Here is a 17931-nt window from a genome sequence, read left to right on the forward strand (position 1 = left end):
CTTGGCAACTTTTTGCACGGCCTGATACCGGCTGCAATCGAATCAATCTGACAAAGAGGAACAGACAACATGCTTTACTGGTTAACGCAGTTATTTCAAGGACAATATCATGCGTTCAGGGTTTTTCAATACATTACGTTTCGCTCCATTCTCGCGGCATTAACCGCGTTGCTGGTGGGATTGTTCTGCGGTCCCATGATGATTAAATGGCTGAGAAATTTGCAGATCGGCCAAATGGTCCGCAACGATGGCCCGCAAACGCATTTATCCAAAGCCGGGACGCCCACCATGGGCGGGCTGCTGATTTTAGTGGCCATTACCTCCAGTTGCCTGTTGTGGGGCGATTTGCGGCAACCGGCGCTTTGGCTGGTGCTCTTGGTCACGTTAGGATTCGGCGCCATTGGCTGGGTTGATGATTACCGCAAGGTGGTGCGTAAAAACAGTCGCGGATTACCCGCGCGCTGGAAGTATTTCTGGCAATCCGTGGTCGCCATTCTCGCAGTCACTTTCCTTTATTTTAATGCCAGCATCCCAGTGCAGACACAATTGTCTATTCCTTTTTTTAAAAACTGGCTCATTACCTTGGGCCCTTTATTCCCGGTTCTGGCGTATTTCGTGGTCGTCGGCAGCAGTAACGCGGTGAATTTGACCGACGGCCTCGATGGTCTGGCCATCATGCCGATTGTTATGGTTGCCGGTGCGCTGGGGATTTTTGCCTACGCCAGCAGCAATGCGTTGTACGCTCATTACCTGGCTATTCCCTACATTCCCAACACCGGTGAGTTGACGATTTTCTGTTCGGCTATCGTCGGCGCAGGATTGGGCTTTTTGTGGTATAACACTTACCCTGCCCAGGTTTTCATGGGCGATGTCGGGTCACTCGCTTTAGGTGCCGCCCTGGGGATTGTCGCTATCGTGGTCAGGCAGGAACTGGTGCTTTTAATCATGGGTGGCCTCTTTGTGATTGAAACCCTGTCGGTTATCCTGCAAGTGGGCTATTTCAAGTACACCGGCGGTAAACGCCTGTTTCGTATGGCACCCTTGCACCATCATTTTGAATTAAAAGGCTGGTCTGAGCCTAAAGTGATTGTGCGGTTCTGGATTATGACGGTTATTTTTGTCCTTTGTGGTTTGGCAACCTTAAAATTACGATAGGCGAATCATGAATCAACCATGTTATCTCGTTGCAGGTCTCGGTAAAACTGGACAGTCCATTGCCCGCTATCTTAAGCGGCGTAATGAGCCGTTCATCGCCTTTGATACGCGAAATCAAGTCGAAGGCCTGGCCGATTTTCACTCGGAGTTTCCTGGCGTTGACGTGTTTTTAGGGCAATTGCCATCGACCGTTTACCCTCATCTTAAAGCCGTTATTACCAGTCCTGGTGTGTCACTTGAAGAACCGTTCCTGACGCAGGCTTATGAACGCGGTATCCCTGTGTACGGCGACATTGAATGCTTGGTGCGAGAAATCACAGCGCCGGTGATTGCCATAACCGGAACCAACGGCAAATCCACCGTCACCATGCTGGTCGGCGAGATGGCTAAAGCCGCAGGCCGACATGCGGCGGTGGCCGGGAATATTGGCACGCCTGTTCTCGATCTGCTGGACAAGGGCATGGACTATGATCTATGGGTGCTTGAATTGTCGAGCTTTCAACTGAATTTAACCCATTCTCTGGCGGCACGGGCGGCCACGATTTTAAATGTCACGCCGGATCATCTCGACAGACACCACACCATGGCGGCTTATATCGAGTCCAAACAGCGTATTTACAAGCAGGCTGAGTTACTGATTTACAATCGTGAGGACAAGGCGACGGTGCCTGAAACAGGCGATGCCCAACGAATAAGTTTCGGGTTGGATAAGCCAGAGACGGGGCACTGGGGAATTGTCTATGACGGTAAAGACGCTTTTTTGGCCTATGGCGAAGAACGATGGCTTGCCGTGGACGAGTTACGCATTAAAGGCACCCACAATTGGCAGAATGCCCTGGCTGCCTGTGCCTTGGCCCGTGCCGCAGGCATTGATCGCGACGCCATGATCACCGTATTAAAAACCTTTGCCGGTTTACCGCACCGTTGCCAATGGGTAAGAACCTTGCAGGGGGTGGACTGGATTAATGATTCCAAGGGAACCAACATTGGGGCTACCCAATCAGCCATTACCGGCATTGGCGGCGCCATGCAGGGTAAAATCGTGCTGATTGCCGGCGGTTTGGGTAAGGGGGCGGACTTTACCGAGTTACGTCAGCCCGTCAGCCACTACGTACGCTCGATGGTGTTGATTGGAACCGATGCCGACAAGATTGAGAAGGCGGTGGGTGATTTATTACCTGTCTCCCGGGCTGCCTCTTTGGACGAAGCGATTAATCAGGCCAAACATCAGGCGCAGGCGGGGGATGTGGTGCTGTTATCGCCAGCCTGTGCCAGCATGGACATGTTTCGTGATTTTAATCATCGCGGCGAACTGTTTGCCAACCTGGTAGGGAAATTGTGAGCGCCATGCAACCCCGTCATTACACGCAACGTGGAAAACCAACCCACAAACCCTTAGCCCTTTATGACAAATGGATGATGGGGGCGGTGCTGGGCCTGCTGATCATTGGTCTGATGATGGTGGCTTCCAGTTCCGTCATGATCTCAACCAAGTATTATCATCAACCCTTTCATTTTCTCATTCGTCAATGCTGCTATCTGGCGGCTGGCTTTCTGGTGGCGCTGGTGGTGATGCGCATTGACAGTCAAATCTGGGAAAAACTGAGTATGCCACTGCTGCTGGCCTGCCTGGTGATGCTGATGCTGGTTTTAATCCCCGGTATTGGACGCTCCGTCAACGGCAGTCGTCGCTGGCTGGCCTTAGGGCCGATTGGCATTCAGGTGTCTGAGTTGGCGAAAATGACCATGATTTTTTACGTGGCCGGCTATCTCGTTCGTCAACAAAAACAGATAGGCGCCAGTATTTTGGGTTTTATCAAGCCCATGATCATTCTGGGCATGGTTTCGGTTCTGTTGTTACTGGAGCCTGATTTCGGTGCCACTGTGGTCATCGCCGGTACCATCATGGCCATGCTCTTTTTAGCCGGGGTGAAGCTGCGTTATTACATTGGTTTGGTTATCCTGGTTGGCTGCTGCCTTGCCATGCTCGCGGTGTCATCACCTTACCGGGTTGCACGATTAACCGCGTTTCTCGATCCCTGGGCGGATCAATTTAACAGCGGTTATCAGTTGACCCAATCGCTGATTGCGTTTGGCCGTGGCGGCTGGCTGGGGACTGGTCTTGGCGATAGTGTTCAAAAATTATTTTATTTGCCGGAAGCGCACACGGATTTTCTATTTGCTGTGCTGGCTGAAGAATTAGGGTTGCTGGGCGTCCTGTTCGTATTAATTTTGTATAGTATACTGGTGCTTAGGGGACTGATGATTGGCTATACCGCCTTTTGTCAGGATCGGCTCTTCGCCGCATTTACCGCCTACGGCCTGACATTCTGGTTGGGGTTGCAGGCAACAATTAACATGGGGGTCAATTCAGGTTTGCTGCCAACAAAGGGATTAACCTTGCCGCTGTTAAGCTATGGCGGTGCGAGTATGGTGGTTAATTGTGTGGTTATCGCATTGTTATTGCGGATTGATCATGAAAATCGTTGGCAATCTTTGGGATTGAGAAAGCCGACTTCATAACAAGGGGAACGTGGTGGACAGCTCAGGACAATTTCTTTCGCCAAGGATGGGGCGTGTAGAACAGATTCATTTCGTCGGGATTGGCGGTGCTGGCATGTGCGGCATTGCTGAGGTGCTTCACAATGAAGGGTATCGCATTACCGGATCGGATATCAGCGAAAACAAAGTGGTTGCCCGTTTGCAATCCCTGGGCATTGCGGTGGCCATTGGCCATCGTGTGGAAAATATCCAGGGAGCCGATGTCGTTGTTCGATCCACTGCCGTCAGTTCCGATAATCCGGAAATCATTGCGGCCAAAGAACAGTTAATCCCCGTTATTCCACGCGCAGCCATGTTGGCTGAATTAATGCGTTTCCGACACGGCATTGCCATCGCGGGGACGCACGGCAAAACCACCACCACCAGCTTGGTCAGCAGTCTTCTGGCGGAAGGCGGCCTGGATCCGAGTTATGTTATTGGCGGAAAATTAAACAGCTCTGGCAGCAATGCACAATTAGGGCATTCCGCTTATTTTGTGGCGGAAGCCGATGAAAGCGATGCCTCGTTCCTGTTCTTAAAGCCGATGATGGCGGTCGTTACCAACATTGACGCTGACCACATGAGCACGTATGAAGATAACTTTGACAAACTGCGTAACACGTTTGTGGAATTTCTCCATCACCTGCCTTTCTACGGCCTTGCTGTGTTATGCCTGGAAGACGAAGAGGTTCGCCGTATCCTGCCGTTGATTCAGCGCCCGACCATGACCTATGGTTTTCGTGAGGAAGCCCATTATCGCGCCGTCAATTGGACTCAAACGGGTTTAAACAGTGAATTTACAGTGTTAAGACCGAGGGGATTAAAGCCTCTGGACATTAAATTCCAGTGGCCAGGACGGCATAACGTGCTGAATGCCCTGGCAGCCATTGCCATTGCGTCTGAGCTCAATGTCAACGATGACGCCATTGTCTGCGGTCTGGCTAAATTCCAGGGCGTGGGACGACGTTTCCAGATTTTAGGCGAACGCCAGTTTGAACACGCCAGCGCGACAGTGGTTGATGATTATGGCCATCACCCGCAGGAGATTCGAACAACGCTCGATGCTTTTCGCCGCGTGTGGCCCGACAAGCGTCTGGTTCATATTTTTCAGCCGCACCGTTACAGCCGTACCAAAGATTTGTTTGATCAGTTCGTGGATGTATTGAGTATCGCTGAAGAATTATTGCTGCTGGATATTTATTCTGCCGGCGAAGAGCCCATTCCCGGGATCAGTAGCGAAGCCTTGTTAAAGAAAATTCGCACCATCCGTCCCAATGCCCGACTGGTGAATGATCAGAATCTGGTAAAAACCCTGGATGAATTGATTGCCAATGGCGATGTTATCCTCATGCAGGGGGCTGGCAGTATCGGTCAGATGGCGCAAAATTTAATGCAAACTGTGCGAGAACCAGCGTGAAAACAATCAACGGGTTAACGGGTCAGGGTGTTGCTTTTCAGGGGCAATTGCTCAGCAATGAGCCATTGGCAGACTATACCACCTGGCGGGTGGGCGGGCTTGCCCGTCAACTCTACAAGCCGGCCGGCATCGATGATCTGGCCCTGTTTTTAAAGCACCTGCCGAGCAATGAACCCTTACTGTGGTTGGGACTTGGGAGTAACTCCCTCATTCGCGACAGTGGGTTTGCCGGAACAGTGATCCTCACTCAGGGCTGCCTTAAAGAAGTCAGTCTGGTTGGCGATCGCCTCGTGCGTGTTGAGGCTGGCGTTTCCTGCGCCACCATGGCCCGTTTCTGCGCCAGGAATCAGTTAGCCGGCGGCGAATTCTGGGCCGGCATTCCCGGTACTATGGGCGGCGCTTTGCGTATGAATGCGGGCTGCTTCGGCGGTGAAACCTGGCAATCGGTGGTTGAAGTCGAAACCATGACCCGGCATGGCGAGAGACGGGTGCGCAAACCGTCGGAGTTCGCCATTGCCTATCGCCATGTTGCGGGACTTGAGGATGAATGGTTTATTGCGGCCACCTGCCGACTTTCACCCGGCGAAAAAGACAAATCACTGCAGATGATTAAAGAGTTACTGGCTCGCCGTGCTGAAACGCAGCCGACGAATGAATACAATTGCGGCTCCGTATTCCGCAATCCTGCTGGCAATTTTGCCGCTCGGCTCATTGAAGAATGCGGGTTGAAAGGAAAACAACTGGGGGGTGCTGTGGTATCCACCAAGCACGCGAACTTTATTATCAATCACGAAGGCAATGCGTCGGCGCAGGATATCGAATCATTGATTGAACTGGTGCAACATACCGTTCATCAGCAGACTGCCATTGAACTGATTCGTGAAGTACACATTATTGGAGACTAATCATGTCTGAACTGGTCAACCTGGCCTTACTTTATGGAGGCAAATCGGGGGAGCATGAAGTTTCCCTTGTTTCCGCTGCCTCCGTTTTAGCCCAACTCGATGCTCGAAAGTATCGTATTATTCCTATCGGTATGGATAAAGAAGGGCGCTGTTACCTCAATGATTATCAGGAACTGCTGGCACATAAAAACAGCTTACCGGTAAAAACCGCTTCCTCCAGGGCCTTACCCAGCCTCTTGATTGATGGTCGTTTGGCTGTGGATGCGGACGTGGTATTCCCTGTTGTTCACGGCCCCCTGCATGAAGACGGTTGTTTACAGGGATTGCTGGAATTGGCCGGTGTCGCCTATGTGGGATCCGACGTTCTGTCGTCAGCCATCGGCATGGACAAGGACATGGCGCGTCGCCTGGCCTGCGATACGCGTATCCGTTCCGCCCGCTACCGCCTTTTATCCTGGCACAGCAATGCAGCCGAGCGTCGTCAATTCTGCCAGAATGTGGTGTCGGATTTTGGCTGGCCGTTGTTTGTCAAACCCTGTTCGTTAGGATCCAGTGTGGGTATTCACAAAGCGAAGACGATGACTGAACTCGCTCATGCTGTCGAAGATGCTTTACGCTACGATGAGACCATTTTGGTCGAAGAGTTTATTCAAGGGCGCGAAATTGAATTGTCCGTCCTTGAAAACACCAATCCTTCCGCTTCGCCGCGGGTCAGTATTGCGGGTGAAATTTGTGTTCATCATGCGGATGGTTTTTATTCCTACGCCGCAAAATACATCGAAAGCGCCGCCACGGATCTTCATGTTCCTGCGCAATTGGATAAAGCGCTGCTGCACGAATTACAAGCCATTGCCGGTGAGATATTTACCCGCTTAAAATGCAAGGGTATGGCGCGTGTGGATTTTTTTGTCAATGACAAAACGGGTGATATTTATTTTAATGAAATCAATACCCTGCCCGGTTTTACGCCCATCAGCATGTATCCCAAATTATGGCAGGCCAGTGGGCTTGGTTACCCTGAGTTGCTTGAGGAATTGATTTCCCTTGCCAGGATACATCATCGTTGCAGGGAGCAACTGGTAACCAATTACCAATAATTGAGGTCAATGGATGGACGGAAGCGGTAAGGGGCAGTTAGGTTATGCTGGCGTACTGACGCTGTTGGTCGCCTGCGCGCTTTTTTTAGGGGCGCGGCTTGTTTATGTCTTCATCGCTGACCCTGGGCGTTTTCCGGTCAATACCATTAAAATTGCAGCAACCTATCAGCATGTTTCCCATCAGCAACTGGAAGAAATACTATCCAGATACCTGGACGCTAGCTTTTTTTCCCTGTCCGTTAATCAATTGCATGCCGAATTAAGCGCCCTGGAGTGGGCAGCGCAAGTGGAAATAGAGCGAATTTGGCCGGACACCTTAAAAATTACGCTCGTGGAAAAGGAACCGGTGGCGACCTGGAATGACGCCATGCTAACCAAGGATGGCGAGACATTTAACGGGGGACAGGTGGATGATTCTACACTGCCTCATTTACGAGGTCCTGCGAATCAACAACAGGAAGTCTTACAAGTTTACAAAAAAATGAGTAAGATATTATCAATCTATGGCTTGCACGCCGCCTCGCTGGAATGGCGCGACAACCATGCTTGGGACCTCACTCTGGCAAATGGTGTACAGTTACGCCTGGGAAAACGAGATCTAGAAATGCGAATTACACGATTCTGTAAAGCATATCCTGCTGTTTTTGCAGATAAACCGGAGCAGTTGGCAAGTGTTGATTTACGGTATCCGCGCGGCATGGCGGTGCAATGGAAAAAATAAGCGGGAAGATAATGGCAAAAAAATCAGAAAAAAACATCATCACCGGTTTGGATATTGGCACCTCAAAAGTTGTTGCCTTAGTGGGCGAAATCACGGCTGACGGAACCATCGAAGTCATTGGCATAGGGCGCCACCCTTCACGCGGCCTCAAACGAGGCGTGGTGGTGGACATTGAGGCCACGGTCAATTCCATTCAGCGCGCCGTCCAGGAAGCAGAATTAATGGCGGGTTGTGAAGTCCGCACGGTGTTTGCCGGAATCGCCGGCAGCCATATCCGCAGCCTCAATTCGCATGGCATTGTCGCCATCCGCGATCAGGAAGTGTCGCAGGCGGATGTCGAGCGGGTGATTGATGCGGCCAAGGCCGTTGCCATCCCCGCGGATCAGAAAATTCTCCACATCCTGCCCCAGGAATTCATTATTGATAATCAGGGGAGCATTCGTGAGCCCGCCGGCATGGCCGGTGTTCGGCTTGAGGCACGGGTTCACATTGTGACGGGTGCCGTCAGTGCCGCGCAAAACATCGCCAAATGCGTGCGCCGTTGCGGGCTTGAAGTCAGCGACATTATCCTTGAACAGTTAGCCTCCAGTCATGCCGTCCTAACGGATGACGAAAAGGAATTGGGCGTTTGCCTGATTGATATCGGCGGCGGGACAACTGACATTGTTGTTTTTGCCGAAGGGGCCATCCAGTACACGGCGGTCATCCCTATCGCTGGCGACCAGGTCACCAATGACATTGCCATGGCGTTGCGCACACCGACTAAAGCGGCAGAAGCCATCAAGGTTAAACATGCCTGTGCCATGCCCGAACTGGCCAGTGCCAATGAAATGATCGAAGTCACCAGCATGAATGATAATCGCCCTGGGCGTAAAATTTCAGCCAAGGCTTTGTCTGACGTTGTGTCCGCCCGTTACGAGGAATTATTTACCTTAGTCAGAAATGAATTGCGCCGCAGCGGGTTTGAGCAGCGCCTGGCGGCTGGCATGGTCATGACCGGTGGCGGCTCAAGTGTCATGGGGGCTATCGAGTTGGCAGAAATGTGTTTTGAAATGCCGGTACGTCATGGGTGTGCTCACCATGTGTCCGGGTTGGCAGAAGCGACAGTAAACCCTTCTTTAGCCACAGGAGTTGGTTTATTATTGCACGGATACCAACAGCAGTATGAAGGCGGTTATGCAGTTCCGGCATTGAATGTCAGCGGTAAAGGGCTCTGGTCTCGCATGAGAGAATGGTTTCAAGGTAATTTTTAATTACCCACAGAATAATAAGAATTGAAGAGGGGAGAGGCAGTAATGTTTGAACTAATGGAAAGCCAAGATAACAGTGCCGTCATTAAGGTTGTGGGTGTTGGCGGCGGCGGCGGTAACGCGCTGGAGCATATGGTCGCTGAAAATATTGACGGAGTCGAGTTCATTTGCGCGAACACCGATGCGCAGGCATTGAAAAATTCCAATGCTAAAATTCACATTCAGCTTGGTGATAATCTGACCAAAGGCCTCGGTGCCGGTGCCAATCCACGCATTGGCCGCGAAGCGGCAGAAGAAGACCGCGAGCGTATCCGTGAAGTCCTGGAAGGCGCAGACATGGTCTTTATTACGGCCGGTATGGGCGGTGGTACCGGTACGGGAGCGGCGCCTGTGTTTGCGGAAGTCGCCAAAGAATTAAACATCTTAACCGTGGCTGTGGTAACCAAACCGTTTTCGTTTGAAGGGAAACAGCGTGCCTTGGCGGCTGAGGAAGGCATTCGCCGGCTGGCTGAACATGTCGATTCATTAATTACCATCCCTAACAATAAACTGCTCAGTGTGCTTGGCAAAAACATCAGTTTGCTCAATGCCTTTAAAGCGGCCAATAACGTCTTGTTGGGGGCGGTAAAAGGGATTTCCGATCTGATTACCCGGCCTGGTCTGATTAACGTCGACTTCGCTGACGTTCGCACTGTGATGTCGGAGATGGGCATGGCGATGATGGGTACAGGCAGTGCCACAGGCGAACAGCGCGCCCGACAGGCCGCCGAAGCGGCAATTGCCTCCCCGTTGCTTGAGGATGTGAACTTCTCCGGGGCAAAAGGCATTCTGGTGAACATTACTGCGGGCCTTGACATGTCCATCGGCGAATTTGAAGAAGTGGGCGATGTGGTGAAAGAATTCATTTCCGATGATGCGACCGTGGTGGTCGGTACTGTGATTGATCCTGACATGACAGACGAAATGAGAGTGACGGTGATTGTAACAGGCCTTGGCGATTCACGTCCGCGCGGTCAACAGCAATCGGCCTCAAGCCAACAACCGGCCAAATCCCGTTTTGCAGAGTCTACCCGCAGTGACGGATCCCTGGATTATCACCAACTGGATCGTCCGGCGGTGATTCGCAAGCAGGCTTCAGCCCCTGCAACCACCACGTCAACCAAGGCCGTATCGGAGTCTGTACCGGATGTTGATTACCTTGATATACCAGCGTTTCTTCGTCGACAAGAAGAGCATGTTGATTAAATAATGGACGGCCTTCGGGCCGTTTTTTGTGGAAAAGCATGAAAAAATTAGACTAATCAATCAATTGCTGTTATGATTTGGTCGTTTATTGCGCGTCAACAAAAAGGGTATCGAGAAAAGGTGATCATTGCATGATAAAACAAAGAACTCCTAAGAAAGTAATTCAAGCAACAGGTGTAGGCTTGCATTCAGGCGAAAAAGTTCTTCTTACTCTGCGCCCGGCACCCATCAATACCGGTATTGTTTTCAGACGCACTGATTTAAACCCACCCGTTGAAATCCCTGCTTCCTACGACAACGTGGGCGACACCATGCTCTGCACCTCGCTGCACCGTAACGGCGTGAAGGTTGCAACTGTTGAACACCTGCTCTCAGCTCTGGCTGGATTGGGCATTGATAATGCCTATGTGGATGTCAATGCACCGGAAATCCCCATCATGGATGGCAGCGCGGCGCCCTTTGTCTTTTTAATTCAATCCGCAGGAATCCGTGAACAAAGCGCCGCCAAGCGTTTTATCCGTATATTGAAACCCATTCGCGTGGAAGACAAGGACAAGTACGTGCAATTTTTGCCGTACAATGGCTATAAAATCTCATTTACTATCGATTTTGATCATCCGGCATTTAACGGCCGACCGCAAAAAGCGAGCTTCGATTTTTCCGATACGTCCTATGTCAAAGAAGTATGCCGCGCCAGAACCTTTGGCTTCTTGTCCGATTATGAAAAATTGCGTGAAAATGATTTGGCAAAAGGCGGGAGTATGGACAATGCCATCGTGGTTGATGATTACCGCGTGCTCAATGATGACGGCTTGCGCTTCGAGGGTGAATTCGTCGCTCACAAGGTTCTTGATGCCATTGGCGACTTGTATTTATTGGGATGCGGCCTGATTGGCGCGTTCGAGGGCTACAAATCCGGGCATGAATTAAACAATCGCCTGCTAAGGGAGTTGATGGTTCGCCAGGATGCCTGGGAATACACCTATTTTGATGCTGAAAATTACCAACCTGCGGTTGTTCCTGATTTCTTCCCTGTTGAAGCCTAATTCCATCCTTGCTTGTGCAGGGCTCTCAATACGCTGCTAGCCTTTATCGTCCTGCGCCAGTTTGTAAAGTGCGTCCTTAAGCGGCGGATAAGGGCAGGTTTCTCCTGCTTGTTGAATGGCCGCACGCGACTTGTCAGACAGTGGACGGCATTTTTTGGGGATAGATGAACTTAATTTCACTTCCGGCTCGATGATTTTAATCTGGATGGAGAGGAGCTGATAAAACCCCGCCTCTTTGCGCAATCGATCGCGCAACACCGGAAGCTCGTAGCGTAGCGGTGTAGCAAAGGCTGGGGCAGTGAGTGCCAATACCAGACAGCCGCGATTAAAACTACCCACACTGCAATGCTCATGAAGCGAAGGACTTAAATACATTTTCAGCTTTTCGTTTAATTCATTGAGTTTTATGCTCTGTTCGCAGAGAGCCGCCAGTTGTTTATTCAGGCACTGATTAACGGGACGCATACAGGCAGGTAGCCGGGCTTAAATGAACCGATTTGCAAGCATAGCAAATTTATTGCATCTCCTCTATGATAGGGCAATAAGAATAATGAGGATACCAATGAAGGAAAAAGCCGATACGAATGTTGTCTATGAAGCAGGACTCCATTTAGTCCTTTTTTTCTGGCCTGTGATGCTGGCATTGGCGGGCATGCTTCTCGGTATCGAGTTTGAACAATTAAAAGTGTTGTCTTTGTTCGTTGTCCTTTTCGCCTTGGCCTGGATAGGGATTACCTGGGTGACTTATCATTTTTCTTCCCTGACCATTAAAAAAAAGCAGGTGATCTTGCGCACCGGTGTGCTGGTGCGCCAGACGGTAGATATTCCGCTGACTAAAATTGAAACCATAGACATTCGCCAGTCCATCCTGGGCAGTCTTTTACGCTACGGATCGCTCGTTATTACCGGAACAGGCGGAACACGCTATTTAATCAATTACCTGGATAAACCATTAACCTGTCGACGTTACATCGAACAATTAATGAATGAGCAATAACCGCTTTCCTTCCCGTGTTTAAACTGACATGCCAACAGCTGCCGTAAGCCATTGGGCCACCCCCTTTCTCCTTGAGCCTCTGGTGTTGGTAATCCCATTAAGTCAGGGGCTTCAGCATCACAACGAGTTACTGCGTTTACAGGACGGCAGCCTGTGGGTGGCCAAATTGTTTGCGTCATCAACCTGGTTAGGTCCCACCCATCCCGAGCAGCTTGAGTTCACAGAGGAATTGGCAGCGGTTGTAGCCACCCGTCTGGCGCTGACACAGCGTGCACTACGCCCGCATCCCGCAGGTTTTCTTATTCCGGTGGGCAATCAGGTCGGTGTGCTTAAGCCCTATTGCCCCGGCAAAATCCATGAGCAGTCATCACCCCATCGAGCAGCCTGTTCAGGCAGAGCGCTGGCTGCCCTTCATCAACTGGGATTTAAGCATCCTAAGGCGCAACCCTTTCCGGCCATCGAGGTTGATGACGCCTCCACCTTGAGTTGGGTTTGTGCACTGATTGACGAATGCAATCAGCAACGTAATCACCGTGACCATGAATGGGTCGTTAGCCATCGTGACCTTCACAGTCACAACCTGGTGTGGCAGGACAACAAACACCTGTGTCTGCTGGATTGGGAAAGTGCGGGTTTAATTCACCCGCTGGTGGAATTGCTGGGCCTTGCATTGAATTGTGCCGGCGTGGTAGAACATCGCTTCGAGGCGTCGTTATACACGGCAGTATTGACAGGCTATTATGAGCACGTATCGCACCGGCATAAAGCCGATGATACCCTGTGGCACCAGATTTTTCATAGCTGGCTTCTCTGGTATGCCTATTGTCTGAAGCAGGGCAAACACCAGGAGGCCGAGGCGATCCTTGCCACAGTCAATCATTTACAGAAATTACTTCCCTCTCTGAAAGCAATCTACACCACGATAAGCGAGACGTAAAATGAAACGAATTGATTTTCGAAGCGATACGGTCACCCAACCGACGGCCGGCATGATGAAAGCGATGATGGGCGCTGAGTCAGGCGACGACGTGTTTGGCGAAGATCCGACCGTTAAAATGCTTGAATCCATCCTTGCTGAGCGTGCCGCGATGGAGGCTGCTGTGTTTGCGCCCTCAGGTACCCAGACTAACCTGATGGCCATCATGGCGCATTGTGAGCGCGGCGATGAATACATAGTCGGTCAGACAGCACATACCTACGTGTGGGAGGGTGGAGGAGCTGCCGTATTGGGTAGTGTGCAGCCACAACCCCTTGATTTTGAGACGGATGGCACCCTGTCGTTGTCCAAGGTAGCCTTGGTCATCAAGCCAGTGGAAGATCACCATCCTCGCAGCCGGCTATTGTGCCTGGAAAATACCTTGTCCGGGAAAGCCTTGCCGCTGGATTACCTGAAAACCATTCCTTCTTTTTGCCGCGAACATGGCTTGAGCGCGCATTTAGACGGGGCTCGCGTGTTTAATGCGGTGGTGCATTCAGGGGTGGAACTGCACGAAATAAGCCGTCACTTCGATTCCATTTCCATTTGCCTGTCCAAAGGATTAGGGGCACCCGTAGGCTCCGTGTTATGCGGTTCCCGTGAGTTGATTGGTAAAGCACGGCGTTGGCGCAAAGTGCTGGGCGGTGGCATGCGACAGGCCGGATTGCTGGCGGCGGCCGGGATTTATGCGCTTGAGCATCACGTGGCGCGATTACAGGAGGATCATGATCACGCCCTGCTGCTGGCTGAGCAATTGGCAGGAATTGAGTCGATTCAGGTCGAGAGCGTCGCAACCAATGTCCTTTTCGTCAAAGCCGCTAAAAACTACCCGCAACTTCAGGCTCATCTGCAGAGCCAGGGCATCGTTTGGCCAAAAAATCCTAATAAAAGCGGCCAGTTACGTTTAGTCACCCATTTGGACATTGACCGTGACGGCATCGAACGCACTATTCAGGAAGTGAAAAAGTTCTATACTCAATCTAGGAGTTGAACGTCATGGCGAGGCGATATGAAACGATTGATGCTGTTGACTGGCCTGTTAATGGCGTTAAGCCCAATGGCGGCAGAGGCCATGCGTTGCCAGCAATCCCTGGTGTATGAAGGAGACACCAAATTTGCGGTACTTAAAAAATGCGGTGAGCCCTTGGCCAAAGAAATCCGTGACGATCGGCAATTGCTGTTGGATGCCTGGGGTAACCCGGTGGGTGAAAGCATCCGGCAAATTGAGGTTTGGACATACCAGAATTCCCCTAACGAGTTTGTCTACGAACTGACCTTTGAAAACGGCCGGGTGAAAAGCATAGATGCCAGCCGTCATTAGCCCGTTAACCCATACGCAATGGCGATTCTGAACGGGCATCCTCTGCCATCTGCCTGATGTGTTCATCCGTGCTTTGCTGCATGAGCTCAAGCGCGCATTGACCCTGTTTGTTTTTTAGGGTGATTTCTGCGTCGAAGTCAATGAACATGGCAATGACCTTGTGCCGGTTGGGTAGGTTGGTTGCCTGAATCAGCGCCATCAAGGGGGTATTGCCGTCCGCAGAGAGAGGGTCTACCTGAGCGCCATGGGCAAGCAGGAGAGCCAAGGGTGCAAGACAGCGGCTGTGGATTAGGTAATGCAAAAACGGTTGGCCGTTAATGTGAAGGCTATTCAGGATTTCCGGGCTGCATTGACGAAGAAGGAGTTGATACAATTGTTCATCGTAAGACAGAGCCAGTTTCACCAACAGCTGTTGCAGGATTTGACGATCAGACGCACTCGATAAGTCAAACTGATACTGACTGATAAGCAAGCGGTAACATTCCCGTTGCTCAGGAATCCCCCAGGGCGAATCGCCAAGCAGTTTAAAAACGGTTTTATCGTCTGCCGTGACCTGGCGCACATCCGCCCCTGCACTGATTAATTTTCGCAAGGCTGGGGCATTGGCCTGCGCGGCCGCATGATGAATGGCTGCCATGCCCGTGACATCAAGGCGGTGGAGGTTGCCGTTTAAGCGGGCAATCACCATGTCCATGCAACGGGAATGGCTGAGAAAAGCGACTTTCAACGGGGTGTTCGCATGGCCGCAGGTCATGAACAGCGAGGCGCCATGATTAAATAACGTCTGTATGATGGCTTCATGGCCGGTTTGTAGGGCTTCAATGAGGGGCAGGGTGCCGGAAACGCTCTGATTAACATCCATTTTTGTCTGTGACAGCAGGCGTTGGATTAAGGGCAGGTCTTCCTTTTGAATTGCCTCCAGTAACAAAGCGATTAACTGCCTGGCCTTTGGATGGGCAAGGGCAGCTTGAAGAATGTCGTTTTCGTTAGTTCGATAGGCTTGACGAATAAAACCGCTTAACTCATCAAGAGGAGTGTCCGGTGAGGTTAAAAACAAACCCAGCGCGTCATGAAAATGGCTGTCCAAGGCCATTTTTATGGCTGAACGGCCTGAACGATCCCGGGCGTGAATGTCACAAAAGCCATCGCTGAGCAGTCTTTTGATGGCGGGTAAGCTGCGTGTCATGACGGCCATGTGCAAGGGGGTAAACTGATTGGCAGAGTGCTGCTGAAACCGCAGCGCCTCTGCCTGGCTTTTGGGAAATTCCGTTTCATCAAAAACAAAAAACGTCGACAATTGAAGTTCATAACTGTCTTTCTGAAAACAAAAAGCGGTGATGAAATAATTCGCCCCATCACCTGCGCCTTTAAACCAGTCGATTAATTTTCGGCTGACTGCCAGGGCGTGCGTATTTCCATGCAATTTAAAGGTATAATTGCTGTCGTAATAAGCCAGCCAATGGGGCTTTTTATTATAAGCGGACGTGGTATGCCGGTCACCGATGAATTCAAAGTGAATGCCGGCAGGTATGCGAGTCAGGTAGGACAGAATTTCCAGAAGTTCCGCCTCGCCTCGCGCATAATTAACCGGTTTTCCCTGTTCATCGCGGTTGTGTTCAGGTTCCACATAGAGGGGAAGATACTGGCTGTTTTCCTGTGTAACTCCCTTAATGAGATCAAATTGGTTCTGGCGATCCGTTTGCCGCAACGAATCAATTGTTCGTAGTTGGCTGTGTTGGAACCAGAAAAGATCATTCGTCCATTGTTCAAACAACTCATCCAGGTTTTTATACCAGGCAGCCTGGGGCAGGGTCGGATCCAGCGGCTTGAATAAATCGTCCTCGCGGCCATTCCAGCGACTCATCATGCTTAAGGTGGCAAAATAATAATCCTCGCGATCCGCATAAAGGGAATGGAGAAAGGAAAACCCGTGGCAGTGGCCGTCGTGATCAAAATAACGGGTATCACGGTAGTTGAGCTTCAGACGGTAAAGCATGTTATCCAATACCGCTGCCTGATGGATAGGGACCGGGGGATGGCCGTAAGCCGCGTTTTGTTTAATCGACATTAAATCCTGTCCTTCTGCCAGCAAGGGCAGCCATTCATCCTTCTGATGCAAAACGGCAAGATCATAGGGGGTAAACCCATACATGTTCCTGTGATGACGCAGATCCGCAAAGCCCGGTAGCCTAAGCAGGTCGCTTAAAAAAGGACAGCCGCTTTTCACGGCAAGATGAAGAAGGTTATCCCCGATTAAGTTCTCGTGCAGACAGGTTGCGCCAAGCGTCAGTAATCGCTCAGTGGTGCCCTTGTCGTGGCGGGTGATGGCATAACTTAAGGCGGTGTTTTTTAAGATGTCCTGTTGATTAATGGCGACATTCCTGCTTAATAAATAATCAATAACAGGGCCATGGCCGTTTTTTACTGCCTCAATCAATGCCGTGGTTCCTCCCGGTGCACTGATTGCCTGAGCCTCTTCAAGCAGGTATTTCACAGTGTGCAATTGGCCATTGGCTGCCGCAATGGCCAGTAAGGGATTAACGACGGCGGGGGGTAGGGCGTGTTGCTTTATGATGGACTTCAGGAAAAGCGTATCGCCGATTTCAGCAGCACGTGTTAATGAAGCAGGGCGGGTGTCGTCTTTATGTCTGAAAAATTGCCCCTTGCAGCGGGGTATAAGATAGTTTCTGGTCGTAGGGAACGCGGCTTTTAACCACTGCTCAATCGCTTCTTTAAACCAGGCGGTTTGTTCCGGATTTCTCTGGCATTGGCTTAAATGGACATCGCTGCAATCCGCATTCTCCATGAACAGCTTCTGTGCTGCGGCCAAGTGACCGTTTTCCAGAGCCAGATGCATGGCTTGCTGGGAGAGGTTGTTTTTTCTATCGATGTCGATGTTGTTTTTAAGGCATTCCCTTAGTTTATCCATGTCTCCCAGTGCGGCGGCATAATGCAATAACGAATTACCGTGAACATCGGTAAAATTGAAATCGGTTTTGTAGAGGGAATAAGGCGGATAGGGGTGGGCTGCTTCAAAGGCCCGCCGTTTAAGGATCAGGGCTTTTAATTGATTAAATCGCTGCAAATCACGGGCATGGGTTGGCGAAAGGTCTGTTGGCATGAGGGTAACTTTAAGCATAAGGTGCAAAAAATGATGGATTATAGCCCATTTTGTTTACTAAGGGATAAAAAGCCGGTTCATATAAGTGATTGATCCCCCTCGAAATTCTTCTATCATCTGGTAAACTGATTAAACGAAT

Annotated in this window: 16 protein-coding genes; 14 read left to right on the forward strand and 2 right to left on the reverse strand. The window is 50.7% G+C overall.

Annotated features, from left to right (window positions below; genetic code table 11):
* The first annotated feature begins 69 nt into the window (after window positions 1–69).
* The 10 genes from mraY (at window position 70) to lpxC (ending at window position 11377) form a co-directional block, all read left to right on the forward strand.
* Window positions 70–1155, forward strand: a complete 1086-nt coding sequence (mraY, locus tag GH742_RS02075; protein WP_108293200.1) for a phospho-N-acetylmuramoyl-pentapeptide-transferase — start codon at window positions 70–72, stop codon at window positions 1153–1155.
* Between the two features lie 7 nt (window positions 1156–1162).
* Window positions 1163–2497, forward strand: coding sequence for a UDP-N-acetylmuramoyl-L-alanine--D-glutamate ligase (murD, locus tag GH742_RS02080; protein ID WP_203455949.1), 1335 nt, complete (start codon window positions 1163–1165; stop codon window positions 2495–2497).
* Between the two features lie 5 nt (window positions 2498–2502).
* Window positions 2503–3678 (forward strand): putative lipid II flippase FtsW, encoded by a 1176-nt coding sequence (gene ftsW, locus GH742_RS02085; RefSeq protein ID WP_165481677.1) that lies wholly within the window; start codon window positions 2503–2505, stop codon window positions 3676–3678.
* Window positions 3679–3691: 13 nt separating this feature from the next.
* A complete protein-coding gene (gene murC / locus GH742_RS02090) occupies window positions 3692–5113 on the forward strand; it encodes a UDP-N-acetylmuramate--L-alanine ligase (protein WP_203455950.1) in 1422 nt (473 codons plus the stop codon).
* The gene (gene murB / locus GH742_RS02095) at window positions 5110–6018 is read left to right on the forward strand and encodes a UDP-N-acetylmuramate dehydrogenase (RefSeq protein ID WP_203455951.1); all 909 of its coding nucleotides are present in this window, start codon (window positions 5110–5112) and stop codon (window positions 6016–6018) included. The genes murC and murB overlap by 4 nt, the downstream gene beginning before the upstream one ends.
* A 2-nt stretch (window positions 6019–6020) precedes the next feature.
* The gene (locus GH742_RS02100; RefSeq protein ID WP_203455952.1) at window positions 6021–7115 is read left to right on the forward strand and encodes a D-alanine--D-alanine ligase family protein; all 1095 of its coding nucleotides are present in this window, start codon (window positions 6021–6023) and stop codon (window positions 7113–7115) included.
* Window positions 7116–7128: 13 nt separating this feature from the next.
* Window positions 7129–7836 carry a cell division protein FtsQ/DivIB gene (locus GH742_RS02105; RefSeq protein ID WP_058531817.1) on the forward strand — a complete coding sequence of 236 codons (708 nt, stop codon included), beginning with the start codon at window positions 7129–7131 and terminating at the stop codon, window positions 7834–7836.
* An 11-nt stretch (window positions 7837–7847) separates the two neighbouring features.
* Complete coding sequence (ftsA, locus tag GH742_RS02110; RefSeq protein WP_058532267.1) at window positions 7848–9089, forward strand: cell division protein FtsA; 1242 nt, start codon at window positions 7848–7850, stop codon at window positions 9087–9089.
* A gap of 42 nt (window positions 9090–9131) precedes the next feature.
* Window positions 9132–10331 (forward strand): cell division protein FtsZ, encoded by a 1200-nt coding sequence (gene ftsZ / locus GH742_RS02115; protein WP_203455953.1) that lies wholly within the window; start codon window positions 9132–9134, stop codon window positions 10329–10331.
* 131 nt (window positions 10332–10462) lie between these two features.
* Window positions 10463–11377 carry a UDP-3-O-acyl-N-acetylglucosamine deacetylase gene (gene lpxC / locus GH742_RS02120; protein ID WP_058531819.1) on the forward strand — a complete coding sequence of 305 codons (915 nt, stop codon included), beginning with the start codon at window positions 10463–10465 and terminating at the stop codon, window positions 11375–11377.
* 36 nt (window positions 11378–11413) lie between these two features.
* Here lpxC and GH742_RS02125 read toward each other — a convergent pair whose 3' ends face one another.
* Window positions 11414–11842 carry a DUF721 domain-containing protein gene (locus tag GH742_RS02125; RefSeq protein WP_203455954.1) on the reverse strand — a complete coding sequence of 143 codons (429 nt, stop codon included), beginning with the start codon at window positions 11840–11842 and terminating at the stop codon, window positions 11414–11416.
* Window positions 11843–11939: 97 nt separating this feature from the next.
* Here GH742_RS02125 and GH742_RS02130 point away from each other — a divergent pair, with 97 nt between their 5' ends.
* From GH742_RS02130 to GH742_RS02145, 4 genes are read left to right on the forward strand one after another with little or no spacing between them, the layout of a single operon-like run.
* On the forward strand, window positions 11940–12374 hold the full coding sequence (locus GH742_RS02130; protein ID WP_203455955.1) for a PH domain-containing protein: 435 nt from the start codon (window positions 11940–11942) through the stop codon (window positions 12372–12374).
* A gap of 28 nt (window positions 12375–12402) precedes the next feature.
* A complete protein-coding gene (locus tag GH742_RS02135) occupies window positions 12403–13311 on the forward strand; it encodes a phosphotransferase enzyme family protein (RefSeq protein WP_203455956.1) in 909 nt (302 codons plus the stop codon).
* Window position 13312: 1 nt separating this feature from the next.
* Complete coding sequence (ltaE, locus tag GH742_RS02140) at window positions 13313–14341, forward strand: low-specificity L-threonine aldolase (protein WP_203455957.1); 1029 nt, start codon at window positions 13313–13315, stop codon at window positions 14339–14341.
* An 18-nt stretch (window positions 14342–14359) separates the two neighbouring features.
* Complete coding sequence (locus GH742_RS02145; protein WP_203455958.1) at window positions 14360–14671, forward strand: DUF2845 domain-containing protein; 312 nt, start codon at window positions 14360–14362, stop codon at window positions 14669–14671.
* 4 nt (window positions 14672–14675) lie between these two features.
* Here GH742_RS02145 and GH742_RS02150 read toward each other — a convergent pair whose 3' ends face one another.
* Window positions 14676–17810, reverse strand: a complete 3135-nt coding sequence (locus GH742_RS02150) for an ankyrin repeat domain-containing protein (protein WP_203455959.1) — start codon at window positions 17808–17810, stop codon at window positions 14676–14678.
* Window positions 17811–17931 lie beyond the last annotated feature (121 nt).

Source organism: Legionella sp. MW5194, from assembly GCF_016864235.1.
GTDB lineage: Bacteria > Pseudomonadota > Gammaproteobacteria > Legionellales > Legionellaceae > Legionella_C.

What these genes read in the sequence shown, in the direction of transcription:
- mraY (WP_108293200.1), top strand. Translation starts at nt 70, where the DNA reads ATGCTTTACTGGTTAACGCAGTTATTTCAAGGACAATATCATGCGTTC.
- murD (WP_203455949.1), top strand. Translation starts at nt 1,163, where the DNA reads ATGAATCAACCATGTTATCTCGTTGCAGGTCTCGGTAAAACTGGACAG.
- ftsW (WP_165481677.1), top strand. Translation starts at nt 2,503, where the DNA reads ATGCAACCCCGTCATTACACGCAACGTGGAAAACCAACCCACAAACCC.
- GH742_RS02100 (WP_203455952.1), top strand. Translation starts at nt 6,021, where the DNA reads ATGTCTGAACTGGTCAACCTGGCCTTACTTTATGGAGGCAAATCGGGG.
- GH742_RS02105 (WP_058531817.1), top strand. Translation starts at nt 7,129, where the DNA reads ATGGACGGAAGCGGTAAGGGGCAGTTAGGTTATGCTGGCGTACTGACG.
- ftsA (WP_058532267.1), top strand. Translation starts at nt 7,848, where the DNA reads ATGGCAAAAAAATCAGAAAAAAACATCATCACCGGTTTGGATATTGGC.
- ftsZ (WP_203455953.1), top strand. Translation starts at nt 9,132, where the DNA reads ATGTTTGAACTAATGGAAAGCCAAGATAACAGTGCCGTCATTAAGGTT.
- lpxC (WP_058531819.1), top strand. Translation starts at nt 10,463, where the DNA reads ATGATAAAACAAAGAACTCCTAAGAAAGTAATTCAAGCAACAGGTGTA.
- GH742_RS02125 (WP_203455954.1), bottom strand. Translation starts at nt 11,842, where the DNA reads ATGCGTCCCGTTAATCAGTGCCTGAATAAACAACTGGCGGCTCTCTGC.
- GH742_RS02130 (WP_203455955.1), top strand. Translation starts at nt 11,940, where the DNA reads ATGAAGGAAAAAGCCGATACGAATGTTGTCTATGAAGCAGGACTCCAT.
- GH742_RS02135 (WP_203455956.1), top strand. Translation starts at nt 12,403, where the DNA reads ATGCCAACAGCTGCCGTAAGCCATTGGGCCACCCCCTTTCTCCTTGAG.
- ltaE (WP_203455957.1), top strand. Translation starts at nt 13,313, where the DNA reads ATGAAACGAATTGATTTTCGAAGCGATACGGTCACCCAACCGACGGCC.
- GH742_RS02145 (WP_203455958.1), top strand. Translation starts at nt 14,360, where the DNA reads ATGAAACGATTGATGCTGTTGACTGGCCTGTTAATGGCGTTAAGCCCA.
- GH742_RS02150 (WP_203455959.1), bottom strand. Translation starts at nt 17,810, where the DNA reads ATGCTTAAAGTTACCCTCATGCCAACAGACCTTTCGCCAACCCATGCC.